General features: G+C 60.5%; 16 protein-coding genes. 8 read left to right on the top strand and 8 right to left on the bottom strand.

Features of this window, described 5'->3' with window-relative positions:
* Nucleotides 1-24: 24 nt before the first annotated feature.
* Both HHL09_RS19825 and HHL09_RS19820 read right to left on the bottom strand, forming a co-directional pair.
* A complete protein-coding gene (locus HHL09_RS19825; RefSeq protein WP_169456365.1) occupies nucleotides 25-492 on the bottom strand; it encodes an SRPBCC family protein in 468 nt (155 codons plus the stop codon).
* 98 nt (nucleotides 493-590) lie between these two features.
* Nucleotides 591-1,154 (bottom strand): 2'-5' RNA ligase family protein, encoded by a 564-nt coding sequence (locus HHL09_RS19820; protein ID WP_169456364.1) that lies wholly within the window; start codon nucleotides 1,152-1,154, stop codon nucleotides 591-593.
* A 170-nt stretch (nucleotides 1,155-1,324) separates the two neighbouring features.
* On the opposite strand from HHL09_RS19820, the gene HHL09_RS19815 reads away from it, so the two are divergent.
* The 4 genes from HHL09_RS19815 to HHL09_RS19800 all read left to right on the top strand — a co-directional run bounded on the left by HHL09_RS19815 (nucleotide 1,325) and on the right by HHL09_RS19800 (nucleotide 3,736).
* Nucleotides 1,325-1,720 carry a hypothetical protein gene (locus tag HHL09_RS19815; protein WP_169456363.1) on the top strand — a complete coding sequence of 132 codons (396 nt, stop codon included), beginning with the start codon at nucleotides 1,325-1,327 and terminating at the stop codon, nucleotides 1,718-1,720.
* An 86-nt stretch (nucleotides 1,721-1,806) separates the two neighbouring features.
* Nucleotides 1,807-2,559 carry a DUF2071 domain-containing protein gene (locus HHL09_RS19810; RefSeq protein ID WP_169456362.1) on the top strand — a complete coding sequence of 251 codons (753 nt, stop codon included), beginning with the start codon at nucleotides 1,807-1,809 and terminating at the stop codon, nucleotides 2,557-2,559.
* Nucleotides 2,556-3,311 (top strand): class I SAM-dependent methyltransferase, encoded by a 756-nt coding sequence (locus HHL09_RS19805; protein ID WP_169456361.1) that lies wholly within the window; start codon nucleotides 2,556-2,558, stop codon nucleotides 3,309-3,311. Before HHL09_RS19810 ends, HHL09_RS19805 begins: the two co-directional genes overlap by 4 nt.
* The gene (locus HHL09_RS19800) at nucleotides 3,308-3,736 is read left to right on the top strand and encodes a hypothetical protein (protein WP_169456360.1); all 429 of its coding nucleotides are present in this window, start codon (nucleotides 3,308-3,310) and stop codon (nucleotides 3,734-3,736) included. Before HHL09_RS19805 ends, HHL09_RS19800 begins: the two co-directional genes overlap by 4 nt.
* On the opposite strand, the gene HHL09_RS19795 is transcribed toward HHL09_RS19800, so the two are convergent.
* Entirely contained in the window at nucleotides 3,715-4,128 is a 414-nt protein-coding gene (locus HHL09_RS19795; RefSeq protein WP_169456359.1) for a DoxX-like family protein, read from the bottom strand. The genes HHL09_RS19800 and HHL09_RS19795 overlap by 22 nt on opposite strands.
* A gap of 354 nt (nucleotides 4,129-4,482) precedes the next feature.
* Here HHL09_RS19795 and HHL09_RS19790 point away from each other — a divergent pair, with 354 nt between their 5' ends.
* Nucleotides 4,483-7,380 (top strand): choice-of-anchor tandem repeat GloVer-containing protein, encoded by a 2,898-nt coding sequence (locus HHL09_RS19790; protein ID WP_169456358.1) that lies wholly within the window; start codon nucleotides 4,483-4,485, stop codon nucleotides 7,378-7,380.
* A gap of 65 nt (nucleotides 7,381-7,445) precedes the next feature.
* On the opposite strand, the gene HHL09_RS19785 is transcribed toward HHL09_RS19790, so the two are convergent.
* The 3 genes from HHL09_RS19785 to ilvD are packed head-to-tail and all read right to left on the bottom strand — an operon-like array spanning nucleotide 7,446 to nucleotide 10,475.
* Nucleotides 7,446-7,775, bottom strand: coding sequence for a zinc ribbon domain-containing protein YjdM (locus HHL09_RS19785; protein ID WP_169456357.1), 330 nt, complete (start codon nucleotides 7,773-7,775; stop codon nucleotides 7,446-7,448).
* A 34-nt stretch (nucleotides 7,776-7,809) separates the two neighbouring features.
* Complete coding sequence (locus HHL09_RS19780; RefSeq protein WP_169456356.1) at nucleotides 7,810-8,727, bottom strand: tRNA1(Val) (adenine(37)-N6)-methyltransferase; 918 nt, start codon at nucleotides 8,725-8,727, stop codon at nucleotides 7,810-7,812.
* 44 nt (nucleotides 8,728-8,771) lie between these two features.
* Nucleotides 8,772-10,475 (bottom strand): dihydroxy-acid dehydratase, encoded by a 1,704-nt coding sequence (gene ilvD, locus HHL09_RS19775; RefSeq protein WP_169456355.1) that lies wholly within the window; start codon nucleotides 10,473-10,475, stop codon nucleotides 8,772-8,774.
* 544 nt (nucleotides 10,476-11,019) lie between these two features.
* On the opposite strand from ilvD, the gene serA reads away from it, so the two are divergent.
* The 3 genes from serA to HHL09_RS19760 all read left to right on the top strand — a co-directional run bounded on the left by serA (nucleotide 11,020) and on the right by HHL09_RS19760 (nucleotide 14,208).
* Nucleotides 11,020-12,624 (top strand): phosphoglycerate dehydrogenase, encoded by a 1,605-nt coding sequence (gene serA, locus HHL09_RS19770; RefSeq protein ID WP_169456354.1) that lies wholly within the window; start codon nucleotides 11,020-11,022, stop codon nucleotides 12,622-12,624.
* Between the two features lie 292 nt (nucleotides 12,625-12,916).
* Complete coding sequence (locus HHL09_RS19765) at nucleotides 12,917-13,348, top strand: exosortase system-associated protein, TIGR04073 family (RefSeq protein ID WP_169456353.1); 432 nt, start codon at nucleotides 12,917-12,919, stop codon at nucleotides 13,346-13,348.
* Between the two features lie 110 nt (nucleotides 13,349-13,458).
* Entirely contained in the window at nucleotides 13,459-14,208 is a 750-nt protein-coding gene (locus HHL09_RS19760; RefSeq protein WP_169456352.1) for a hypothetical protein, read from the top strand.
* Between the two features lie 67 nt (nucleotides 14,209-14,275).
* Here the strand turns inward: HHL09_RS19760 and HHL09_RS19755 are convergent, their stop codons facing one another.
* Entirely contained in the window at nucleotides 14,276-18,433 is a 4,158-nt protein-coding gene (locus HHL09_RS19755) for a LamG-like jellyroll fold domain-containing protein (protein WP_169456351.1), read from the bottom strand.
* Nucleotides 18,434-18,838: 405 nt separating this feature from the next.
* Complete coding sequence (locus HHL09_RS19750; RefSeq protein ID WP_169456350.1) at nucleotides 18,839-19,810, bottom strand: NHL repeat-containing protein; 972 nt, start codon at nucleotides 19,808-19,810, stop codon at nucleotides 18,839-18,841.
* Nucleotides 19,811-19,856 lie beyond the last annotated feature (46 nt).

The raw sequence follows: 19,856 nt of genomic DNA, 5'->3' as shown, positions 1-19,856 counted from the left end.
GGAAAACACCCGATCCGCGACACTTCAACCGTGGTCCGGAATTTCCGGCTCGGTCAGCTGGGCCAGCAATTGGAGGGACTCCTGCCAACCCATGTAACACGCCTCCACCGGGATCATCGGCGGGATACCTTCCTGGACGATGTGGATTTCCACGCCGCAGAAGACCTCGCGGAGGTCCACCGTGGTGATCATCGTGCCCGGCAGGTTCGGATCCTCGAACTGATCGTCATAGCGCAGGCGCTTGTTCGGCTCCATCTCCAGGAAGCGGCCGCCGAAGGCGTGGCTACTGCCGGTGTTGAAATTGGTGAAGGACATCCGGTAGGTACCACCGACCTTGGCATCCATGTGGTGAACCTTGCCCGTGAATCCGTGCGGCGGCAGCCACTTGTTCATGGCATCGGGATCGATGAAGGCGCGGTAGACACGCTCAGGCTTGGCGCGGAAGACACGGTGGAGACGGACGGTTCCAGTAGTGGTGTTTTCGGAGGACATGGTGGTTTTGGTGGTTCCTTGTTTCATCATACCGACGAACGGCGTCCGCAAGGGAGGACAACTTTCCTCAAAAAAATGTGATCACGGGGAAAACCCTCTCAAGCCACGGCATCCAGCGGCCAGCGCGCCAGCACCCGGTGCTCCGTCTTCCCCACCAAGCTGTGGATCAGCAGCAGCTCGTTCACGCTCCAACTAACAGGATCGATCTCCTCCTCCAGAAATCCGGCCGACGGGTAGGCCAGTGACAAATGCGGCACGAAGCGCGGCTTCCGCTCTGGCGCTCCCATCAAAATCCACCGCAGATGATGCAGCTCGGCATTCCCTCCTCCCGCCACGAGCGCCAGAGGACCATTGGAAAAGGGAAGCACCCGATCAAACCCTACATCGAAGGATGGAGATAGGAGAGCGGCCGTCTTGCACCATTGCTTGATCCTGGCCAATTCGCGCGAGTTCATCTCCGCATAGCAGCCAAAAGTCCTCAACGTGATGTGCAGGATTTCCGCAGGCCTCCCTGTCGCCTTGAGTCCGTGCCTCCAGCAATGCTGCTCGGTGAAGCGGGCCAGATGCTCCGCCATCGCGGCGTCCGGTCGCACCACGGCAAAGACGTCTGGACGACCCTTGGGCAGCGGAGGCAAATCGAAGAGGAGGAGCTGCTGATCCATCAACAGCTACGAAAACCCAGAAAAGGAAGTTTTCCACCCACAATGCCGAAAAAAGGAAGACCTTCTGCCTAGGCGACTTCCGACTTTCAAACGTCAGTACCAGCCGCGTGATGGATGCCGCGTTCACCACTTGAAGAATGCTTCACCTTGCCCAATGGTGCCCTCCAATCATGAAAAAGTGGGCACCGATCATTGCCGGGATCATCCTCGGCCTGCTGTTCATCATGGCTTCCGCCATGGTTCTCTTCAAGCTGGCTCCGATTCCGGAAATCCCGAAGGACACTCCACCCGGTCAATTCATGGCCGCCTTCGGCCCGACGGGATACATGACCTTCATCAAGGTTCTCGAGATGGTCGGCGGCATCCTCGTCGCGATCCCGAAATCCCGGAACATCGGACTCCTCATTCTCGGCCCGATCATCGTGAACATCCTTGCCTATCACACGTTCGTCCTGGGTGGCGTCGGATTGAACAGCCCGATGATCCTGGGCATCGCCGCGCTTGCCCTCTTTCTGATGTGGGCGGAGCGCAAGGCTTGGGCGGGCCTATGGAACCGCGTGAGTTGACCCGATCGTGAATTTCCAGTGAAGGTCCGGATTCAGATGGCCATGCCGCTATCGTGGCGTTGAGATCAGCCCGTCACGGGCCAAGCATGAAGTTTCTGAAGCGCCACCCCTTTCCTGTCGTGGCACGATTCGACAGGGTGGTGGCGCTTTCCTTCGCCTTCCCGGAGGAAGCCCTGCGGCCGATGGTCCCCGCAGGACTGGAGATCGATGGTTACGGAGGATTCGGCTTCATCACCGTCGCTCTGGTGTGGACCCGCAGCCTTCGCCCGGCAGGCTTTCCTGCACGGCTGGGTCAGGACTTCTTCCTCGCGGGCTATCGCATCTTCACCCGCCTCGATGACTCCGGACGCCGCCTTCGCGGACTGAAGATCCTCAAGAGCGAGACCGACAAGCGCCGCATGGTCCGACTGGGGAACCTGATGACCGGCTACAACTATCAACTCGTGAAGGTCCACACGGAAAGCAATGGCACCGAGACCCGCATCCGGACGGAGAGTCCCGATGGCGCGCCCTTGCTCGATCTATGCTTCGACACGGAAAGTGAAGACGCGCAGCTACCGAAAGGCTCGCCCTTTCCCGATTGGCGCACCGCCCGCCGCTTCGCCGGGCCCATGCCCTTCACCTTCAGCCCTCTGGACGATGGCAGCTTTGTCGTGATCGAGGGCAATCGTGCGGACTGGACACCTCGCCCTGTGGCCCTGAAGCATTGGAACGTCAGTCTCTTTCAGGAAGCCCCTCTCAAGGATTACACACCCCTCGCGGCGAATGCCTTCACGGTCCGGGACATCGACTACCGCTGGCAGAAAGGCCGGATCATCAAGCCCCCGGCTTCCGCATGAAAACACGTGGACCATGGCAAGGGATGACGAACATCATCCAGTTCAATGCGCGCTTCTATCTCATGGCATCCGTGGTGTTGGTCGCGGCACTCGTCGCACTATTCGCCGCCAGCCACATGGGGGTGAAGCTTGCCAGCCTCCTCGCCGTCTTGGGCGCCGGCTATTTCATCTTCGTCTCCCTGGGGGTCTCCCACCTCATCTACGACCGCTCCGATCTCTACCGCTGGAACTGGTTGGACAGGGCTCTGAAAGGAGCCGGGCGCAAGCAGAGCGTCTACTGTCACTCGGGGCTGGATGAAGCTTCGGAAGCGATCCGTGAACGGACCTCGCCCGACCGCTGGATCACGCTCGATCACTTCGATGCCGTGCTGATGACGGAGCCTTCCATCCATCGGGCAAGACAGCTTTATCCGCCCACTCCGGAAACCATTCCCTCGACCTTCGACACATGGCCCGTGGAAGCGGAATCCACCGATGTGATCTTTGGCCTGCTCGCGATCCACGAGTTCCGCAGCGAGGACGAGCGCGGCCGCTGGTTCCGCGAAGCCTTGCGCTGCCTCCGGCCGGGAGGACGCATCGTCATCGTCGAGCACCTGCGAAATGGAGCCAACTTCCTCGCCTTCGGCCCCGGCTTCCGTCACTTCCACTCGGCGGCGAATTGGAAACGTTGCTGGGAAAGCGCGGGCCTGCGCGCGGAGGATGAATTTCCGATCACCCCCTGGCTCCGTACTTTCGTGCTCGTCCGCCCATGATCGAGATTCTCACGCTCCTGCTCCGCATCGCCGGAACCGGCATGGCCTTGCTGGCGGTGCTTCACATTCCCATCGGCAAGCGGCTCCAGTGGAGAGATGAGGCCAAGCGCCTGAGTCCGGTGAATGAAGCGGTTTTCCACGTTCATACCTTTTTCATCTGCCTGGTGCTGGTGATGATGGTCCTGCCTTGCCTGCTAGATCCCGCGATCTTCCTCGTGCCCTCACGAGCCGGGGCATGGATCTCCTGGTCCTTCTCCGCTTTCTGGGCAGTTCGGCTCTACTTCCAGTGGTTCGTTTATCGCGGGGATCTCTGGAGAGGGAAGCCCATGGAGACCGCAGTCCACTGGTGCTTCACCTGCATTTGGCTCGCGCTCGCCGCCTTGTTCGCAACCTGCGGCGCCGTTCAGGCGGGCTGGTTGGATTGAAGCGGCGGACGCGTGGCACTATACCACCCAAGGGCGAGGAAGGCAGCATTGAGGGCTACCATACCGGGTGCTGAGATCAGGAGCTCGCGAGCCCGGGCGATCTCCAGCGTATTCATCGTGACGATCGCCATGGTCTGCACCGCGGCACAGGCCCGAGGGAAGCGATGAGAGAACACCCAAAATCCTAACAAGACCTCGCAGGTGCCGACCGCATAAGTCGCGACCTTCGCCAGATCTTCCCCAAGGACCTGCGCCACGATCATACGGTGGCGCGGTATGCCATCGAGCAGCTTGCTGTAGAGGCCATGGAAGACCCACACGGATCCGATGAGGATCCGCAGGGCGATGTGGAAGCGTTGGCGCGGAGCGATGACGAAGCGAAGCGGGAACAACTTCAGAAGGCGAGACCCATTGTGACAGCGTGACTTGCCCCGGGGACCACTGGAACTCATCGCCAAACCTGTCCGACCCGGCCACAACCATCGCCGTGTGTCGATATCGACAAGTTAACAATTCACACTCTTTTCAAGTTACCTTTACCGATCCCTCACACGCGCAAACGCGTATCGCCACCGGAGGCAGGCGGACCCGGAAGTTTCATCCGGAGCACGCAAAATCGGCCAAACCCTCCTTATTTTCCGGCCCCTTCCGCTCCTCCCCGCGAACCAGACAAAACCACCCGAAAAGGGAAACAGCACAACACAGCAACAAACAACAGACACTTGAAACCACTTAACACCAAGCACATGAAATCCTATCTATCCCGACCGCTATCCATCCTGCTCACCGCAGCGCTTCCCGGAGCCTTCTACCTTGCACCTGAAGCGCACGCAGCCCCCACCTTCGGGATCGTCCACGGCTTCGAGCTGAAAGCCGAACAACCCAGCGCCAAGCTCGTCCGCCATGCCAACGGCAATCTCTACGGCACCACCCAATCCGGCGGTGCCTGGGAGAGCGGCGGCACCTTCTTCAAGATCGCTCCGGATGGAACCATCACCACGCTGCACCACTTCGATGCCTTCGCATCCAGTCCTGGTGAAATCACCCTCGGCAGCGACGGCAATTTCTACGGTGTCTGCCGTAACGGCGAACCTTACGAATCCGGGAACATCTTCCGTATCACACCGGATGGAAGCTACACCGAACTGCACCACTTCACCCTCGGTGCCGACGGTGGTCTCCCTATCTCCAAGCTGGTGGAAGGAAGCGATGGCAATTTCTACGGGACCACCGGCCTCGGCGGAGCGAATGATTTCGGCACATTCTTCAAGGTGACACCGGCCGGAGTGCTTACCACCTTGACGGACTGGGCGCAGAACTCCATCGGCTGGTCGCCATCCGGAAACATTATCCTGGCCTCGGACGGGAACTTCTACGGTGCCCATCGTAGTATCTCCTCCGGCCAGCCATCCACGATCTACCGCGTGACACCGGCTGGAACCGCGAGTGTCGTGGGGGATTTCAGCAGCCTGCCCGGCATGAGCGAAACCATGCCGACCGGACTGATGCAGGCTTCTGACGGCAACTTCTACGGTGCCACCAGCGGCGGGCCGAACTACGGCACCATCTTCAAGATGACGCCTGGCGGAACCGTCAGCATCCTTACCACCTTCGATTGGGCGAATGGCTCGGAGCCCGACGGCGACCTCGTGGAAGGCCCGGATGGAGACCTCTACTCCACCACCTACTACGGCGGCAGTTACGGCGGGGGCACGGCTTTCAAGGTCAGCAAGACGGGCACCCATACGATCCTCGTGCACGGGGAAATGGGCAGCTCTTTCGCCTATCCCTACTCCGGCCTCAGCTTGGAAGCGGATGGCAGCTTGATCGGCACCAGCATGATGGGCGGCAGCTTCCAACAAGGCAGCGCCTTCCGGATCAGCACCGCCGGCACCCTCGGCTCGATCGCCAGCTTCGATGGCTTCCGCGATCACGCTCCGAACTCGAGGCTTACCCAGGACAACGCGGGAAATTGGTATGGCTCCATCGATCGCGCTCTTTATGAGACGGAAGCTTTCTTCAAGTTCGCCACGGATGGCAGCGTCTCCTTCTTCGATGCACCGGATTCGGGCTTTGCGGCCTCACTCGATTACAAGTTCCCATTCACGCTGGGCGTGGATGGTAACCTCTACGGCACCGATATCCATGGCGGTGACTTCGGTTACGGCTCCGTCTTCCGCATGACACCCGCCGGTGTCCGCGAGGACATCTTCTCCTTCGATGGCACCCAGGGCTCCGACCCCGCAGGCCTGACGCTGGGCTCCGATGGCAGCTTCTATGGCACCACCCAGAACGGCGGGCCGGCTTACTCGGGAACCTTCTTCAAGATCACCCCGGGCGGCACCCACACCCATCTCGCCGACTGGGGTGGAACCAATGGATCGAAGCCCAACCCCTCTTTGATCGAAGGGATCGACGGGAACTTCTATGGCACCACCCAAAACGGCGGCGCGGAGGAAACCGGAACCGTCTTCAAGATCACACCTGAGGGTGAGATCACGGTTCTCGCCGAACTCAACAACCGCGAGGAAGAGGGCATCGTCCCTTCCGCCGGCTTGATGCAAGCCTCCGATGGCAACCTCTATGGAGTCCTGCCTTACGGTGGACCGGACGATCTCGGCACCATCTACAAGCTGACACCGGACGGCATCTGGACCACCCTCCATGCCTTCAACCTGGCCGATGGCGCATTGCCAGCCGGTCAACTCGCCGAAGGCCCGGATGGCGCGCTCTACGGCGTCACGACCTATGGCGGCGAGGTCCGTGAAGACGGCGGCACCGTCTTCCGCATCACGACGGACGGGGAGTTCTCAACGGTCTATCACTTCGACTTCACTCACGGCCGCCTGCCCGTCGCCGGTCTTACACGAGGTCAGGATGGCAACCTCTATGGCACCGCCCCCGAAGGCGGCCTCACCGCGGACGGCAAACCCGCAGGCGGTGGCGTGATCTATTGCATCCGCTTCGGCGCAGAGGTCGAAACCGAAGCCGCCACCGGAATCGATGACGTCTCGGCGACACTGAACGCAAACGTGAATCCCGGCGGCTATGCCACCGGCGTGAGCTTCCAGTATGGCACCAGCCCGACCCTCGCCGGCGCGAACACGGTGATCGCAGACACCTTGCCCGCCGGTGACGATGCAGTGCCGGTGGCAGCCCCGCTGAGCGGCCTGCTTCCTGGAACCACCTATTACTGCCGTGTGGCAGCGGTCAATGATGAGACTCCGGTGGAACAGCTCGGCGAGATCCTGAGCTTCACCACGGAAGAGGCCGCAGAAATCGTGGACATCGCCGTGGAAGCGGGTGGACATGCCTTGTCCGACGGCGACTTCAGGCTGGTGGGCCTGACCAAAGTCGGCAGTTCCGTAAACATCACGCTCACGATCCGCAACACGAGCAGCAGCGCCGCACTGAGCGGCATCTCTGCCTCGCTGAGCGGAGCAGGTGCCTCGCACTACTCGATCCAGACTGCTCCTGCTTCCACGGTGGCAGGCGGCGGCACGACGACCTGCGTGGTGCGCTTCTCGCCAAATTCACCGGGTTTGAAGGCGGCAAAGCTCCAGATCAGCAGCAATGATCCGGACGAGAGCCCCTTCGAGATCAACCTCGGCGGCATCGCCTTGCCCGCTGGCTTCCCTTGGTAAAGGGGACGTTGATTGAAAATCACGCCGTCCCGGTTCACGCCGGGGCGGCGTTTTCGTTCCCGAGATCACGAAACCTTCTTCACGAAGCACGCCTTCAAGCCGATCGCGATGCCGTCCATCTTGCAGGCAATCTCGTGGTCGCCATCGACCAAGCGGATCGCAGAGGACTTCGTGCCTATCTTCAGCACTTGGGATGAGCCCTTCAGCTTGAGATCCTTGATCATCGCCACGATGTCGCCATCCGCGAGCACATTGCCGTAGGCATCCTTCACGATGCGCTCACCGGACTCTTCAACTTCCTCTTTCGGCCATTCATGACCGCAGGTGGAGCACTCGTAGTGATCCGCGTGCTCCAGCACATCTTCCATCTCACACATCGGGCAGGCCTTGCTCATGGGAAGAAAAGCACACGCCAGGATCGCGAGGAATTCAAGCACTCACCGGCGCGTGTCCTCCATGCGCCTCGCCATCCCGGAAGCCGAAGCACCGCCTCACTGCCGCCATCGCCGCTGTCAGCCGGCCGCTTCGCTCGCGAACCGTCAGTGGTTCCTCGATCTCCATCTCCGACGTCACATCATCCGCATGACGACAGGCAAAGAGGGTGAACAAAGGCTCCAAAGTCTCGCGCGGGATCACATCGCGGATCTTCACCGACTTCAGCCCTGCCGCCGCGATCCCATCCAAGGCACGCTGCTTCTGTGGTGTCGGAAAACAGAGCACGAACCATCCGCCCGGCGCGAGATGCTTCACCGCAGCCTTCGCATAATCCGAGACATCACCGCGCAACTCGAAGCGGGCATGAGCCTTCTGCGAATCCTGCGGCACCACTCCCGCGCTCGTCGGGAAATACGGCGGGCTTCCTGTGATCAGCGGGAACTTCCGATCCAGGCATAGATCCCGGAGGTCGCCATGCGAACAATCGACCCGCGGGCGCAGGCCGTTCGCATCGAGATTCGATTGGAGCAGGCGATAGCTGATCTCCTGAGCTTCCACACAGGTGAGCCGTGCCCCCTCACCCATGCCCCACAAGGTGAGCAACCCCACCGTGCCGATGCCCGTACCGAGATCGAGGTGCTCCGTGACCGGAGGCGATACCTGCAGGGCATACCACGCCGTGAGCACGTCATCAATCGAGTGGCGGTGCCCGCGCTTCCGCTGCGCAATCATCCAGCCCGCCTCGCCACCCGCATCATCGCGGCTCGGTTCGCGCCCCTGCAACCCGACCGGTCCCGTCAGGGCATCAAGCGTGATACGTTCGCCGAGCTCCGCTTCAAGGCGAGCCCGCTCTTCCTGCCAAGCGTCACTGCCTTGGGCGGAGGACGCTTGGTCAGGAAGAAAGGAGTTCATCGTGTAAATCGATCCCTTCACCAAGGAAGGGACCCGTTCTCACTTCAGAGATACTTGTCGGTCACGGCACCTTCACTGGCGCTGGTCGTGAGCTTGGCATACTTCGCCAAAACGCCGCGGGTGTAGCGCGGGGTCGGCGGGGTCCAATTCTCACGGCGAGCCTTGAGGGCCGCGTCATCGAGATCGACAGAGATGATGTTGTTCTTCGCGTCGATGGTGATGGTGTCGCCTTCCACGAGCAGGCCGATCGGGCCACCTTCGTGGGCTTCCGGAGTGATGTGGCCGACCACGAAACCGTGGCTACCGCCGGAGAAACGGCCATCGGTGATGAGCGCGACTGTCTTGCCAAGCCCGCGGCCCATGATGGCACTGGTAGGTCCAAGCATCTCCCGCATGCCGGGGCCGCCCTTCGGTCCTTCGCGGCGGATCACGATGACATCGCCATCGACGATCTTGCCATCGAGGATCGCCTTCATCGCCTCGTCCTCGGAGTCGAACACACGGGCAGGACCCGTGAAGAGTTCGCCTTCCTTGCCGGTGATCTTCGCCACGGCACCGCCGGGTGCGAGGTTGCCGTAGAGGATGCGCAGGTGGCTGTCCTTCTTGATCGGATTGTCCAGCGGGCGGATGATCTGCTGGTCGGCCGGATACTGGAGCGGTGAGTTCTTGAGGTTCTCCGCAAGCGTCTTGCCCGTGACGGTGAGGCAATCGCCGTGGAGCAGGCCGGCTTCCAGCAGGATGCGCAGCAGCGGCACCGTGCCACCGATCTGCACCAGCGCGGCCATCGAGTATTTGCCGGATGGCTTCAGGTCAGCCAGCAGCGGGACGCGCTTGCCGATCTCCGTGAAGTCATCGATCGAAAGCGGCACATCCGCGGCATGAGCCATGGCCAGCAGGTGCAGCACGGCATTCGTCGAGCCACCGAGCGCGATCACCACCGTGATGGCATTCTCGAAAGCCTTCCGGGTCATGATATCGCGGGGCTTGATGCCCTTCTGGATCATGTTCAGCACCGCCGCGCCGGCGTCGAAGCAGTCGCGCATCTTGTCGTCCGAAACGGCAGCCTGTGCCGAAGAGTTCGGCAGGGACATGCCGAGGGCCTCGATTGCGGACGCCATCGTGTTCGCCGTATACATGCCACCGCAGGAGCCCTCACCGGGAATCGCGCAGGATTCCACCGTTTCCAACTCTTCGTCGGAATACTCACCGGCGGCGTGCTTGCCCACGGCTTCGAAGACCGAAACGATATCCAGATCCTTCTTCTCGCCCTTGATGGTCGCACATCCGGGCAGGATGGTGCCGCCATAAACGAAGACCGAGGGGCGATTCATGCGCGCCATGGCGATCACGCAGGCGGGCATGTTCTTGTCACAGCCACCGATCGCCACGAAGCCGTCCATGCCTTCGCAGCCGACCACGGTTTCGATCGAGTCCGCGATGACTTCGCGCGAGACCAGGGAATACTTCATCCCCTCCGTGCCCATCGAGATGCCGTCGGAAATGGTGATGGTGTTGAAAATGACAGCCTTGCCACCGGCTGCGTCCGCACCCTTGGCGGATTCCTTCGCCAAGCGGTCGATGTGGACGTTGCAGGGCGTGACCTGGGACCAGGTGGACGCGATGCCGATGTGGGGTTTGGCGAAGTCTTCCTTCTTGAAGCCGACAGCGTAGAGCATCGCGCGGGATGGCGCGCGGTCAGGGCCGTCGAGCATGAGCGAGGAATACGGTCTGCTTGGGTCGGAGGACATGGGGCGGGCACGCTAGGGAGCGATTCCCGCGGAGCCAAGAGCGGAATATGGACGTTTCCCCCGCCCTGCTTCCCAAGAACCGTTCAGCGAGACCAACAAGAAACCTCGCACCATTCCGGGCTCCTCCGCGGGGTTTAGTGGCGAAACGCGTTTTGTTTATTTTTTTCCGTCACAGTCAAAGAAAGCGCTTGCGGTCACCTCAAATTATATCGGATGTAAATACCGCGTTAATTGCAGGTTGCTGCCCTTGCCGCGTCGCTCTCCTCCCGGAAATTGCCAAAGCCCTTTGAACCCAGGGGTAGAGGCGGAAACCCAAAATCCGCCGGTCGGAGAGTAACCGGCAAGGGCGAGCAGTCGCGACGCAGACACTCTTCGCGCCCTTGCATTTGAGTCTTCCGGCAGCCGGATTTCGGCTTCCCGCCTTGATTTGTGCAGCTTTCCGACATTTTCGGGCAGGGTTTCGGCAATTTCCCACCAATGGTGACGCGAAAGGAGCGCACCCGCTCTTGCCAGCCTCCCGGGGCGGTCTTATGGCGCTTTCGACATGGCCACTTATCGCGTGCTCGTTTCGGATCCGATTTCGGAGAAAGGCGTCGAAGCCCTCGCTGCCGCTCCGGAAATCTCCGTGGATGTAAAGACCGGCCTCAAGCCGGAAGAACTGCTGAAGATCATCGGCGACTACCACGGCCTTGTCGTCCGATCCGAAACCAAGGTGACCGCTGAGGTGCTTGCCGCAGCTACCAACCTGAAGGCCATCGGTCGTGCCGGCGTGGGTGTGGACAACATCGACCGCAAGGCATCCACCGATCACGGCGTGATCGTGATGAACACCCCTACGGGTAACACCATCTCCACCGCCGAGCACGCCTTCACCCTCATGCTTTCTGCAGCCCGGAACGTGGCACCCGCCCACGCCGAGGTCCTGAAGGGGAACTTCAAGGCTGCGCGCAAGGCTTACCAAGGCATCGAGCTCAATACCAAGCGCCTCGCCATCCTTGGCATGGGCCGCATCGGCACCGAGTTCGCCAAGCGAGCCCAAGCCTTCAACATGACGGTGGTCGCTTACGACCCCTTCCTGACCCAGGCCCGCGCCGATGAACTGAAGGTCGAGCTCGCCAAGACCCCGGACGAAGCGCTGAAGGGTGCCGATGTGGTGACGCTGCACGTGCCGCTGACCCCGGACACCAATCACATCCTGAACACCGAGCGCCTCGCGCTGATGAACAAGGGTGCGCTGGTCGTGAACTGCGCCCGTGGCGGTCTGATCGATGAGGTGGCCCTGAAGGCAGCGATCGACTCCGGCCACATCGCCGGCTGCGCGCTGGACGTCTTCGAAGTCGAGCCGCCCCCGAATGACCACCCGCTTTTCGAGCTGAACAAGCACGTGGTCCTGACCCCGCACCTCGGCGCTTCCACCAATGAAGCCCAGGAAAACGTGGGCATTCAGGTAGCCGAGCAGCTTCGCGATTTCTTCGTCACCGGAGAGATCAAGAACGCCATCAACATGCCTTCTCTCGATGCGGCAACCCGCGCCGCCATCGGCCCCTACCTGGACCTCGCCGGCGCACTCGGCAAGCTCCTCGCCAAGCTGGGCCCGGAGAATCCGGACTCGCTGCGCGTCTCCTACCACGGCGAGCTCGCAAAGAAGGACACCGGCCTCGTTTCCCGCACCGCTCTCACCGCGCTGCTCGAAGCCTCCCGTCCGGATGGCCAGGTGAACATCGTCAACGCCCCGGCGATCGCTACCCAGCTCGGCTTGGACCTCACGGAGTCCACCATCAACGCGAAGACCGAATTCAGCGAACTGGTGGTCGCCGAGCTGCGGAAGGGCGAGGACCGCTACCGCGTCGCCGGCACGATCATCGGCCGCTCCCCACGGATCGTGGAGATCGATCGCCTCTATGTGGACTGCGCCATCAAGGGCCGCTTCCTCTTCGTGGAGAACGATGACCGTCCGGGCATGGTTGGCGTCGTCGGCACCGCCCTTGGCGATGCCAGCGTGAACATCGCGAACATGGACCTCGCCCGCACCGCGGACCGCACCCGCGCGCTCACGGTGATCGAAGTGGATTCCGAGCCACCCACGTCCCTGCTTGAGAAGCTTCGCAGCACCCCGGGCATTCTCCGTGTGCTGACGCTGGACCTGTAAGGGTCCACCCTTCTCACGAATTGAAGATCAAGAGCGGAGCTTCGAAAAGAGGCTCCGCTTTTTCTTTGTCCCAGCCCTGCTTCCTGCCACATGCGAGCCCCCGGAGAGATCTGCCACTCTGAGCCCCTCGGAAAATTCCAAATCTGCCCCCGAAACTCCAAAAAAGCGACCGGGTGAATCCATTGTGCTTACGGGGATTTTTGGAAACCAAAATAAATGGCTTGTAACTCCATCTCTGGCTCACTTTCCCGTTGCCAACCCCTAAATCCGGCTCCTAACCTAAGCGCAGCACATGAAAAAACTCGCCGTTCTCGCTACTGCCATGCTCGCCCTCGGCGGCGTTGCTTCCGCTGACATCCAAGCTCCTCCGGGATCCACCTACACGGCGACCCGCAAGCTCGGCCGCGGTCTTGGCAACATCCTCTACGGATTCATGGAAATCCCTGAGCAGATCGTCCGCAAGACCGACGACCACGGCCGCAAGGCAGGCTGGTCCTACGGTGCAGTCGACGGCACCAGCCGCGCTCTGAAGCGCCTCGGCTATGGCTTCTACGAAGTCTTCACCTTCACCTGCCCGACCTACCGCGGCACCTTCAAGCAGCCGTACGAGCGCTGCGGCGAAGACAACCGCATCGAAATGAACCCGTCCGACGGTCTCTCCGAGTTCCCGCCGGAACTGGGCTTCGAGGGCTACTTCTACCACACCCGCTCGCAGGGTTGGTGATCTTCACGGCTTTTTTACAAAGCCAGCATTGATTTATTATCCCGGCAGTGGAGTCATCCCTGCCGGGATTTTTGTTAACTTTTTTCCCTATCCAGCGTTTATACCCTCCGATGCGCCCTCATCTCCTCGCCTTGGCATTTCTCAGCTCTGTTTTCCCGCTCTCCGCGGAAGTCCGGGAGTGGAAGAATGCAGATGGATCCCAGTCTTTTAAAGGCGACTATGTTTCCCAGGATCAGAAGAATGTGACTATCCGTCGTGCTGACGGCAAAGTCTTCACCATCGAGATCCTCCGGCTCAGCGATATCGACCGCCAGTTCGTGGCAAAACAAACGGGCGACACCAAAGAGGAAGCCGACCAACCGGATCCGAACGCGGTTTTCGACAACCTATGCTTCGGAGATAGCCGAGCCAAGGTAACGGAGAAGCTCAAGAAGAGCAAAATGCTGGAACAAGGGGTTGGCGACGCCTTTATCGGACGTACCGGTCTTAACGGTGTCTACCGCACCCGGAAAAAGATCGGCGGCCTCCAGTGCGAACTCTACTTCGACTGGACGGGTGGAGACACCTTGAAAGAGATCTCCCTCCAGACCCAAGCGGTCCCGAAGGACGTCTACGTGAATCGCCTGAAAGGGACTTGGGAGGAACTCGCCGAGCTCCTCACGACACTCCACGGCAAGCCGGTTCAAGCCGGGAACTTCCCCAAGGTGGAAGAACTCGATAGCGATACCTTCATGCCCTCCCACCTCTGGAAGGTGAAGGGCGGGAACGCGCTGCTGGGCGCAACGAAGCAAGGCGCCACCTGCATGGTCATCGTCCGGTTCACAACGAAGAAGATCGAGCCGGTCGAACTCGGACCTTAAGTGCCCGGAAGCACGGGGAATGCGGCACCCTGCCGCCCTCCCCTCTCACTGGCCGCGTCTGTCACCTTCATTGGTTCGTCACCCGTAGGCGGATGAAGCCTGCGTTCACGTCTTCGATCGGCACCTTGTAATACCAGGTGAAGATCTCAAAGGCACCATCATCCACTGGCGGACCTGCTTGGCTCACATTTGCCGCGGCAGTGGTACTACCGAGGTCATCGAGAGTCGCAGCGGCTTCCGGAATCAGCGTCGTGCCCGGCCGGTCCCTTCGCACGCGGCTCGAGAAGCCGAGGTAGGTTTTCCCATCTGCCAGCCCGAGCGCTGCAGCCTGATAACGCACTGCTGCCGGAAGCGGAGCGCTGCCGGCATCAAGCGGATCCGAGCCGAAGAGCCATTCGACGAGATTGGAAAGCCGGTCGCCATCCGCGTCGTCCTCTGGTCCATTCTTCCCCGAAGGAAAGGTGATCCCGCTCGCCCAAGCCGCGTAACCCGGCCGCGGGACGATGACCGCGGCAGGAGGGACAGCGAGCGCCTTCACTTCAGCGGCGTTCAAGGCACGGTTGAAGATGCGCAGCTCATCGATAGCCCCGTTGAAATAAGGGTCAGGCCATTGGCTTTTCCCGATGTAGTTCAAGGTCGGTGCCACGTTCGAAGGATCCAAGGTAATGGTGCCGGTCGAAACTGCTGCACCGTTCACGTAGATCGTCCCGGTGCTTCCGGAAAGAACCACTGCCACATGCGTCCACTCGCCAGCAGGAGCCATAGGGGCATCAAGATACTCCTGTGTTGCATTCCCACCCAAGGTGATCCCGAAGCGCATCGTCCCGGAGGCGGAATTCGGTGTGAGAAAGAGATACTGCGTCGTGTTGTTTCCGAAGTCGAAAAGCCGCTGCCATGCCGCACCGCCATCCCAACGGAAGCGGGTGACGAAGGTGGCATCGGTGAGATTCGAAATGAAGCCGGAAGGAGCTTGGAGATAGTCATCGGTGCCATCCAGATCGATGGCTTGATCGAAAAGACCGCCGGCGTAGCCGGGTGATCCACTGGCCGTTGCGGGATAGATCCCGGTGGTATCAGCGGGATTCCCATCCATCTCATAGTGGACTTTCAGGTCGGCAGGCGCCTGCACGGGCACGACAAGATCCAGGTCAGTGGCAATGACAGGCGAGATCGAGGACGTCGCACGCACACGAAAAGCAGGAGTGCCGCTCTCGGAAACAGCGGGAACGCCTGACACGCGTCCATCGGGCTCAATGGTCAGCCAAGCGGGGCCTTCCACTTTTGAATAGCTCACCGTGCCACTGGAAACAGTGGCGGCACCCGAGATCGTGCCCTCGTAGCTGCTACCGGGAACAGCCTGCGCCAGCACCAAGGGGTTGCTGGCCAGGACAGGCTTCGGCGCGATCCGCAGGGAACTGATCTCGGCAGCTGAAAGCGCGCGGCGGAAGACGTGGAACTCATCCAAGCGCCCATCAAAGTACGGATCCGCCGTAAATTGGCTGCGCCCGAGGAAGTTGGTAGCCGGCCTGAAGTCGGCAGGCTTGATCGTCATCGCCGCATTCGATGCCGCCAGGCTTCCATTCACATAGAGCCTTCCTCCGCTCGGCGAGAGCGTCACCGCGAGATGCACCCATGTCCCGGTGGCCAGCGCCGTGGTCTCGACGGTTTGTTCAGCACCTCCGTTCTTAATCACGAAACGCAGGGTATTCGATCCCGACTTCGGCGTGAGGAACATGTAGCTCCCGGTGCCATTCCCGAAATCAAAGATGCGCTGCCAGTTTCCACCGCCATCCCAATTCACCCAACTGGCGATGGTGATCTCGTCCGAAGAAGCGATCCCGGCAGGAAGGACCGCGTGATCATCAATTCCATCCAGATTGATCGCCTGTCCACTCTGTCCCGCGACGTAAGTGGATCCACCCGCGAGAACAGCATTCACGCCGCCCGCCGTGGCAAGTGCGCTATTGTTGAAAGCGTAGCGTGCGACGAGCTCGGCACCGACCACGTTAAGAGGGATCACGGCGGTGGTGATGGCTCCGCCGGATGATGCGGCGCTTACCAGCATCTCGCTCTGCCCGACATCGCCAAGGCGAGGAACCCCGAAGAGCGAGCCATCAGCCGCAACCGAGAGCCATGCCGGCCCGCTGATCTTGGAAAAGGTCAATGAACCGTTCCCGGATGCGATGAGTGGAGCCAGATCGCCGGTAAACGGCAGGTCAAGCGCCGCGCTCCCCACCGAAGGCGAAGCGACAAATTGAGGTGGCGTGGAGTTCGCCAACGCTGCCACCTGCGCATCAGTCAGCCCGGAATTGAAGAAGCGCACGTCATCCAATTGGCCGTCGAAAAGCGGGTCGGCAAACTGGCTCCGCCCCAAATAGTTTCCCTCTGTCCCGATCTGGGAGGGGTTGATGGTCATGCTCGCATTGGTGTTCACCAAGCTGCCGTTGACGAAGAGCTTGCCCGTATCCCCAGCGATCGTGACCGCGACATGCGTCCAGACATTCGGCGTCAGGGCCGGAGCATTGAGCTGCTGCTCGGTGCCGTTGTTGAGCTTCATCGCGAAGCGCAGCGTGCCACCACCGGACTTCGGGCTGAGGAAGAGATAATTCGCCGTGCCATTCCCCAGATCGAAAATACGCTGCCAGTTCGCACCTCCGTCCCACTTTATCCAGGCGGCAAAGGAGAAGTCATTGCTATCACCCAAGCGGCCGGGCAAGGCCAGATAGTCATCCGTGCCATCAAGCGAGAGAGCGCTGCCATGCTTGCCGGGAACAATCTTCGGCGTGCCATAGATGAGCGGATTGTTGCCGCTGATGGTGTCCCGCGTGCTTCCTTCGAAAAGGTATCCCGCATTCCCGGAGTTCCCGAAGTTTGGCACCACTTGCTGGTAAGCCATCGGCGCAACCCGGTCCCGATACATCGTGCCCATCGGCGTGAGGCTTCCATCATCGTAGTGCGTCTTGCGGAACCACTCGACATTGCTATAGACCGCGTAGCGCTCGATCCAAGGCGTGTTGTCCATCATCTGGACCATCGCCTCGATGGCATTGCGATTCTGGGTCACATCCGGGTCATGGGCGTTGTCCGTCCAGTTCGCACCGTTGTTAAACTCCGTGACCCAGATCGGACGTTGGGCTACATCGTAGATGCTCTTCAGGAAATTGTACATCTGCGCCGCCGCCCCCGCCGGGTCATTCTTGTTCGCGTAGCTCCGGTAATAGTGCACGGGAACATAATCCACGCGGACACCGGCGGCATTTGCCTGATTGATGAAGTCGGCGATCCAACCGTAGCCTCCATCCGTCACTGCCGGGGCACCCACACGCAAGCCGGTGGCCAGCAGATCCGGCCAACGCGCCACCGCATCACTCACGGATCCTTGGGGTGTCAGGTTCTTGTAGGCATCCTCGACCGGATTGTTCGGCTCGTTGAAGCCAAGCAGATGGTTGATCCCGCGCGCTTTCCAATCCTGATCAAGCCCCGGCCAGTATGGCTGCTGCCGGATCGCGGCATACTCGCGGTCCGCCGTGGAATTGGCGCTGATATTCCAATTGTAGTGCCACTTGGCATTCAGCGCGCCCGGATCCACATCGCATGACCCTTTCTTGCTAACCCAGCGCCACGGGAAAATCCGGATGAAACTCACATCTCCATCAAGGCCCGAGGGCATCAAGGAAACTTCCAGATCGGAATCCTGTGCCACGAAATTGCGGCTGATACCCGTGCCATTCTCATTCTGGGCGAAAGTCGCGGTGTAGCCCCGCTTCAGAACAAAGGATCGGACATTGTTCGAAAACACACCAAGGGAACCATCCCCATAGGCCGTATAAGGACCAAGGCCCCGGGAGCTACCGGTGAGATGCGCCCCGGTGAAAACCCGCAAGGGCTGATAAGCCGCGGTGTAGGGGATCACGACCGCACCCGCAACATGCTGCACCACCCTTACATTCGAGTCCGCCACCGCCACAGCACCATTCACCCGGATCCGGGAAAGAAGGCTGGAGATCACGGCCGAAGGCGTGACGTTATGAAAAAAGACCCACGAATCCTCCGAGTTCAGATGGATCGTGCAACCTGGAATCGGATCGCCGCTGCCCGTCACGTGCAGTTCGGAGTGCCCGGTCAAAGTCACCGTCTCTGAGGTCAGCGTGCTATAGGTGGATTTCTCGAAATCGAGATTCACCGCGGCTGACGCGGCAGAGGAAAACGCAGCAAGAAATGCCACGGAGATCCGGCGGAGGAGATGCAAGGGGCTGGGCATTGGGTTGGGGCGTGAGACCGGAGAGGACTCGATCTATCGATGCCTCATGAACACGCGCGGGGCTCAGCAACGGGTTCGGAGCGGGGATCGACGGGGTTGGATTTCGCCATGGTCCACAAGGAAGAGCCGGAAAAGAGAAAGGTCCTTATCCCGTCGCATCAGGGGCACACAGCCAAGTCACCCTTAACCCAATCGGGTCAAGGGCACTTGCACGTTTCCGTTGGCTGACGGAATGATACCACCCTTAGCAGGAAACCCGCGGAGATTCATCGCCACGCATTTCCCCTTTTCGTGGGAATCCCCGCCATTTTCCGGTCACTCTCGCCTCACCACTTCGTGACGAGATCGTGCAAATCACACGCCGGCGGCTTAGCGAATGGAGCCAAATCCGACATTCTCCAACGGCTCCGCGTGATCAAGGATCTGAATCGTGGTGGACGGCCCCAAGTCTGGCTTCTCCCAGGACCGGAGTACCCACACGATCTTCTTGTCAGGCGTGAACTCCACCGCTTGGACGGGCGGCTTGGTCCGATCGACCTCGCCGCTCCATTCGTTGAACCAATTGTTCACGAGCGTGTTCCCGTTCGACAGACGCCATGCGAGCTGGAGGCTGTTTAGATCGAACTCAGGAGCATCAACAGATGGCCTGATCACCGAAACCTCTTTTCCATCGAGAGTGAGCTCACGGATCGCAGCGCGCTCCGTAACGAGGATATTCCCGTTCTTCAACGGAGCCACCCCCCAAGGACGATCCGAGGACCAAGAGCGAAGCTCTTTCCCGCTGGCATCGTATTCTGAAACCTTGCCCATATCCATGTGCGCCAGCAGGAGCGTGCCGCGTGAGCTGAGACGACCATGGCGAAACTGCCCGTGAACGCCCTTGGGGTTTCCGGTAGGCACTTGGAACTCATTCTTGGTCTCGCCGGTCTTGAAGTTGACCACTCTCACCCACGCCGGGTTCCCGTTCTGCACATAGATGACGTGGTCACTGCCAATCGGCATCGCGGTGTGAATTTCAGTCCCCTCCGGAGCATCCAGATTCCAGAGGACTTTCTTCTCCGGGGAGATCAATTTCACCGCATATTGGTGGGCGATCAACAAATTGCCATTGGCGAGCAAGACCGCGTCGCTGATCTCGCCTTTTCCTGCCGGATCGTCATAGGACCACACCACTTCCCCACCCTTCACCAGATAGGCGCGCCGCTGCTTGGACTCCCCCGCGTAGAGAAAATCGTGCCGGGCAAGATCCTTTCCAGAGAGCGCATCGGTCTCGGCCGTCAGAGGCAGAGCCGCAAAGGATGAAAAAGCCAAGGCAACGCCGGAGAGCAGGTTTCGCTTCATGGTATCGAGGAGAGTCGTCCCTACGATTGCTAGCAGGACTCTCCTT

Origin of the sequence: Luteolibacter luteus, from assembly GCF_012913485.1 — a bacterium.
Classification (GTDB): Bacteria; Verrucomicrobiota; Verrucomicrobiia; order Verrucomicrobiales; family Akkermansiaceae; genus Haloferula; species Haloferula lutea.
This window is presented reverse-complemented; position numbering and strand designations above follow the sequence as displayed.

Coding starts and splice junctions, on each gene's coding strand:
- HHL09_RS19765 (WP_169456353.1), top strand. CDS start 12,917: ATGAAAAAACTCGCCGTTCTCGCTACTGCCATGCTCGCCCTCGGCGGC.
- HHL09_RS19780 (WP_169456356.1), bottom strand. CDS start 8,727: ATGAACTCCTTTCTTCCTGACCAAGCGTCCTCCGCCCAAGGCAGTGAC.
- ilvD (WP_169456355.1), bottom strand. CDS start 10,475: ATGTCCTCCGACCCAAGCAGACCGTATTCCTCGCTCATGCTCGACGGC.
- HHL09_RS19790 (WP_169456358.1), top strand. CDS start 4,483: ATGAAATCCTATCTATCCCGACCGCTATCCATCCTGCTCACCGCAGCG.
- HHL09_RS19805 (WP_169456361.1), top strand. CDS start 2,556: ATGAAAACACGTGGACCATGGCAAGGGATGACGAACATCATCCAGTTC.
- HHL09_RS19815 (WP_169456363.1), top strand. CDS start 1,325: ATGAAAAAGTGGGCACCGATCATTGCCGGGATCATCCTCGGCCTGCTG.
- HHL09_RS19750 (WP_169456350.1), bottom strand. CDS start 19,810: ATGAAGCGAAACCTGCTCTCCGGCGTTGCCTTGGCTTTTTCATCCTTT.
- HHL09_RS19825 (WP_169456365.1), bottom strand. CDS start 492: ATGTCCTCCGAAAACACCACTACTGGAACCGTCCGTCTCCACCGTGTC.
- HHL09_RS19760 (WP_169456352.1), top strand. CDS start 13,459: ATGCGCCCTCATCTCCTCGCCTTGGCATTTCTCAGCTCTGTTTTCCCG.
- HHL09_RS19785 (WP_169456357.1), bottom strand. CDS start 7,775: ATGAGCAAGGCCTGCCCGATGTGTGAGATGGAAGATGTGCTGGAGCAC.
- HHL09_RS19820 (WP_169456364.1), bottom strand. CDS start 1,154: ATGGATCAGCAGCTCCTCCTCTTCGATTTGCCTCCGCTGCCCAAGGGT.
- HHL09_RS19810 (WP_169456362.1), top strand. CDS start 1,807: ATGAAGTTTCTGAAGCGCCACCCCTTTCCTGTCGTGGCACGATTCGAC.
- HHL09_RS19800 (WP_169456360.1), top strand. CDS start 3,308: ATGATCGAGATTCTCACGCTCCTGCTCCGCATCGCCGGAACCGGCATG.
- serA (WP_169456354.1), top strand. CDS start 11,020: ATGGCCACTTATCGCGTGCTCGTTTCGGATCCGATTTCGGAGAAAGGC.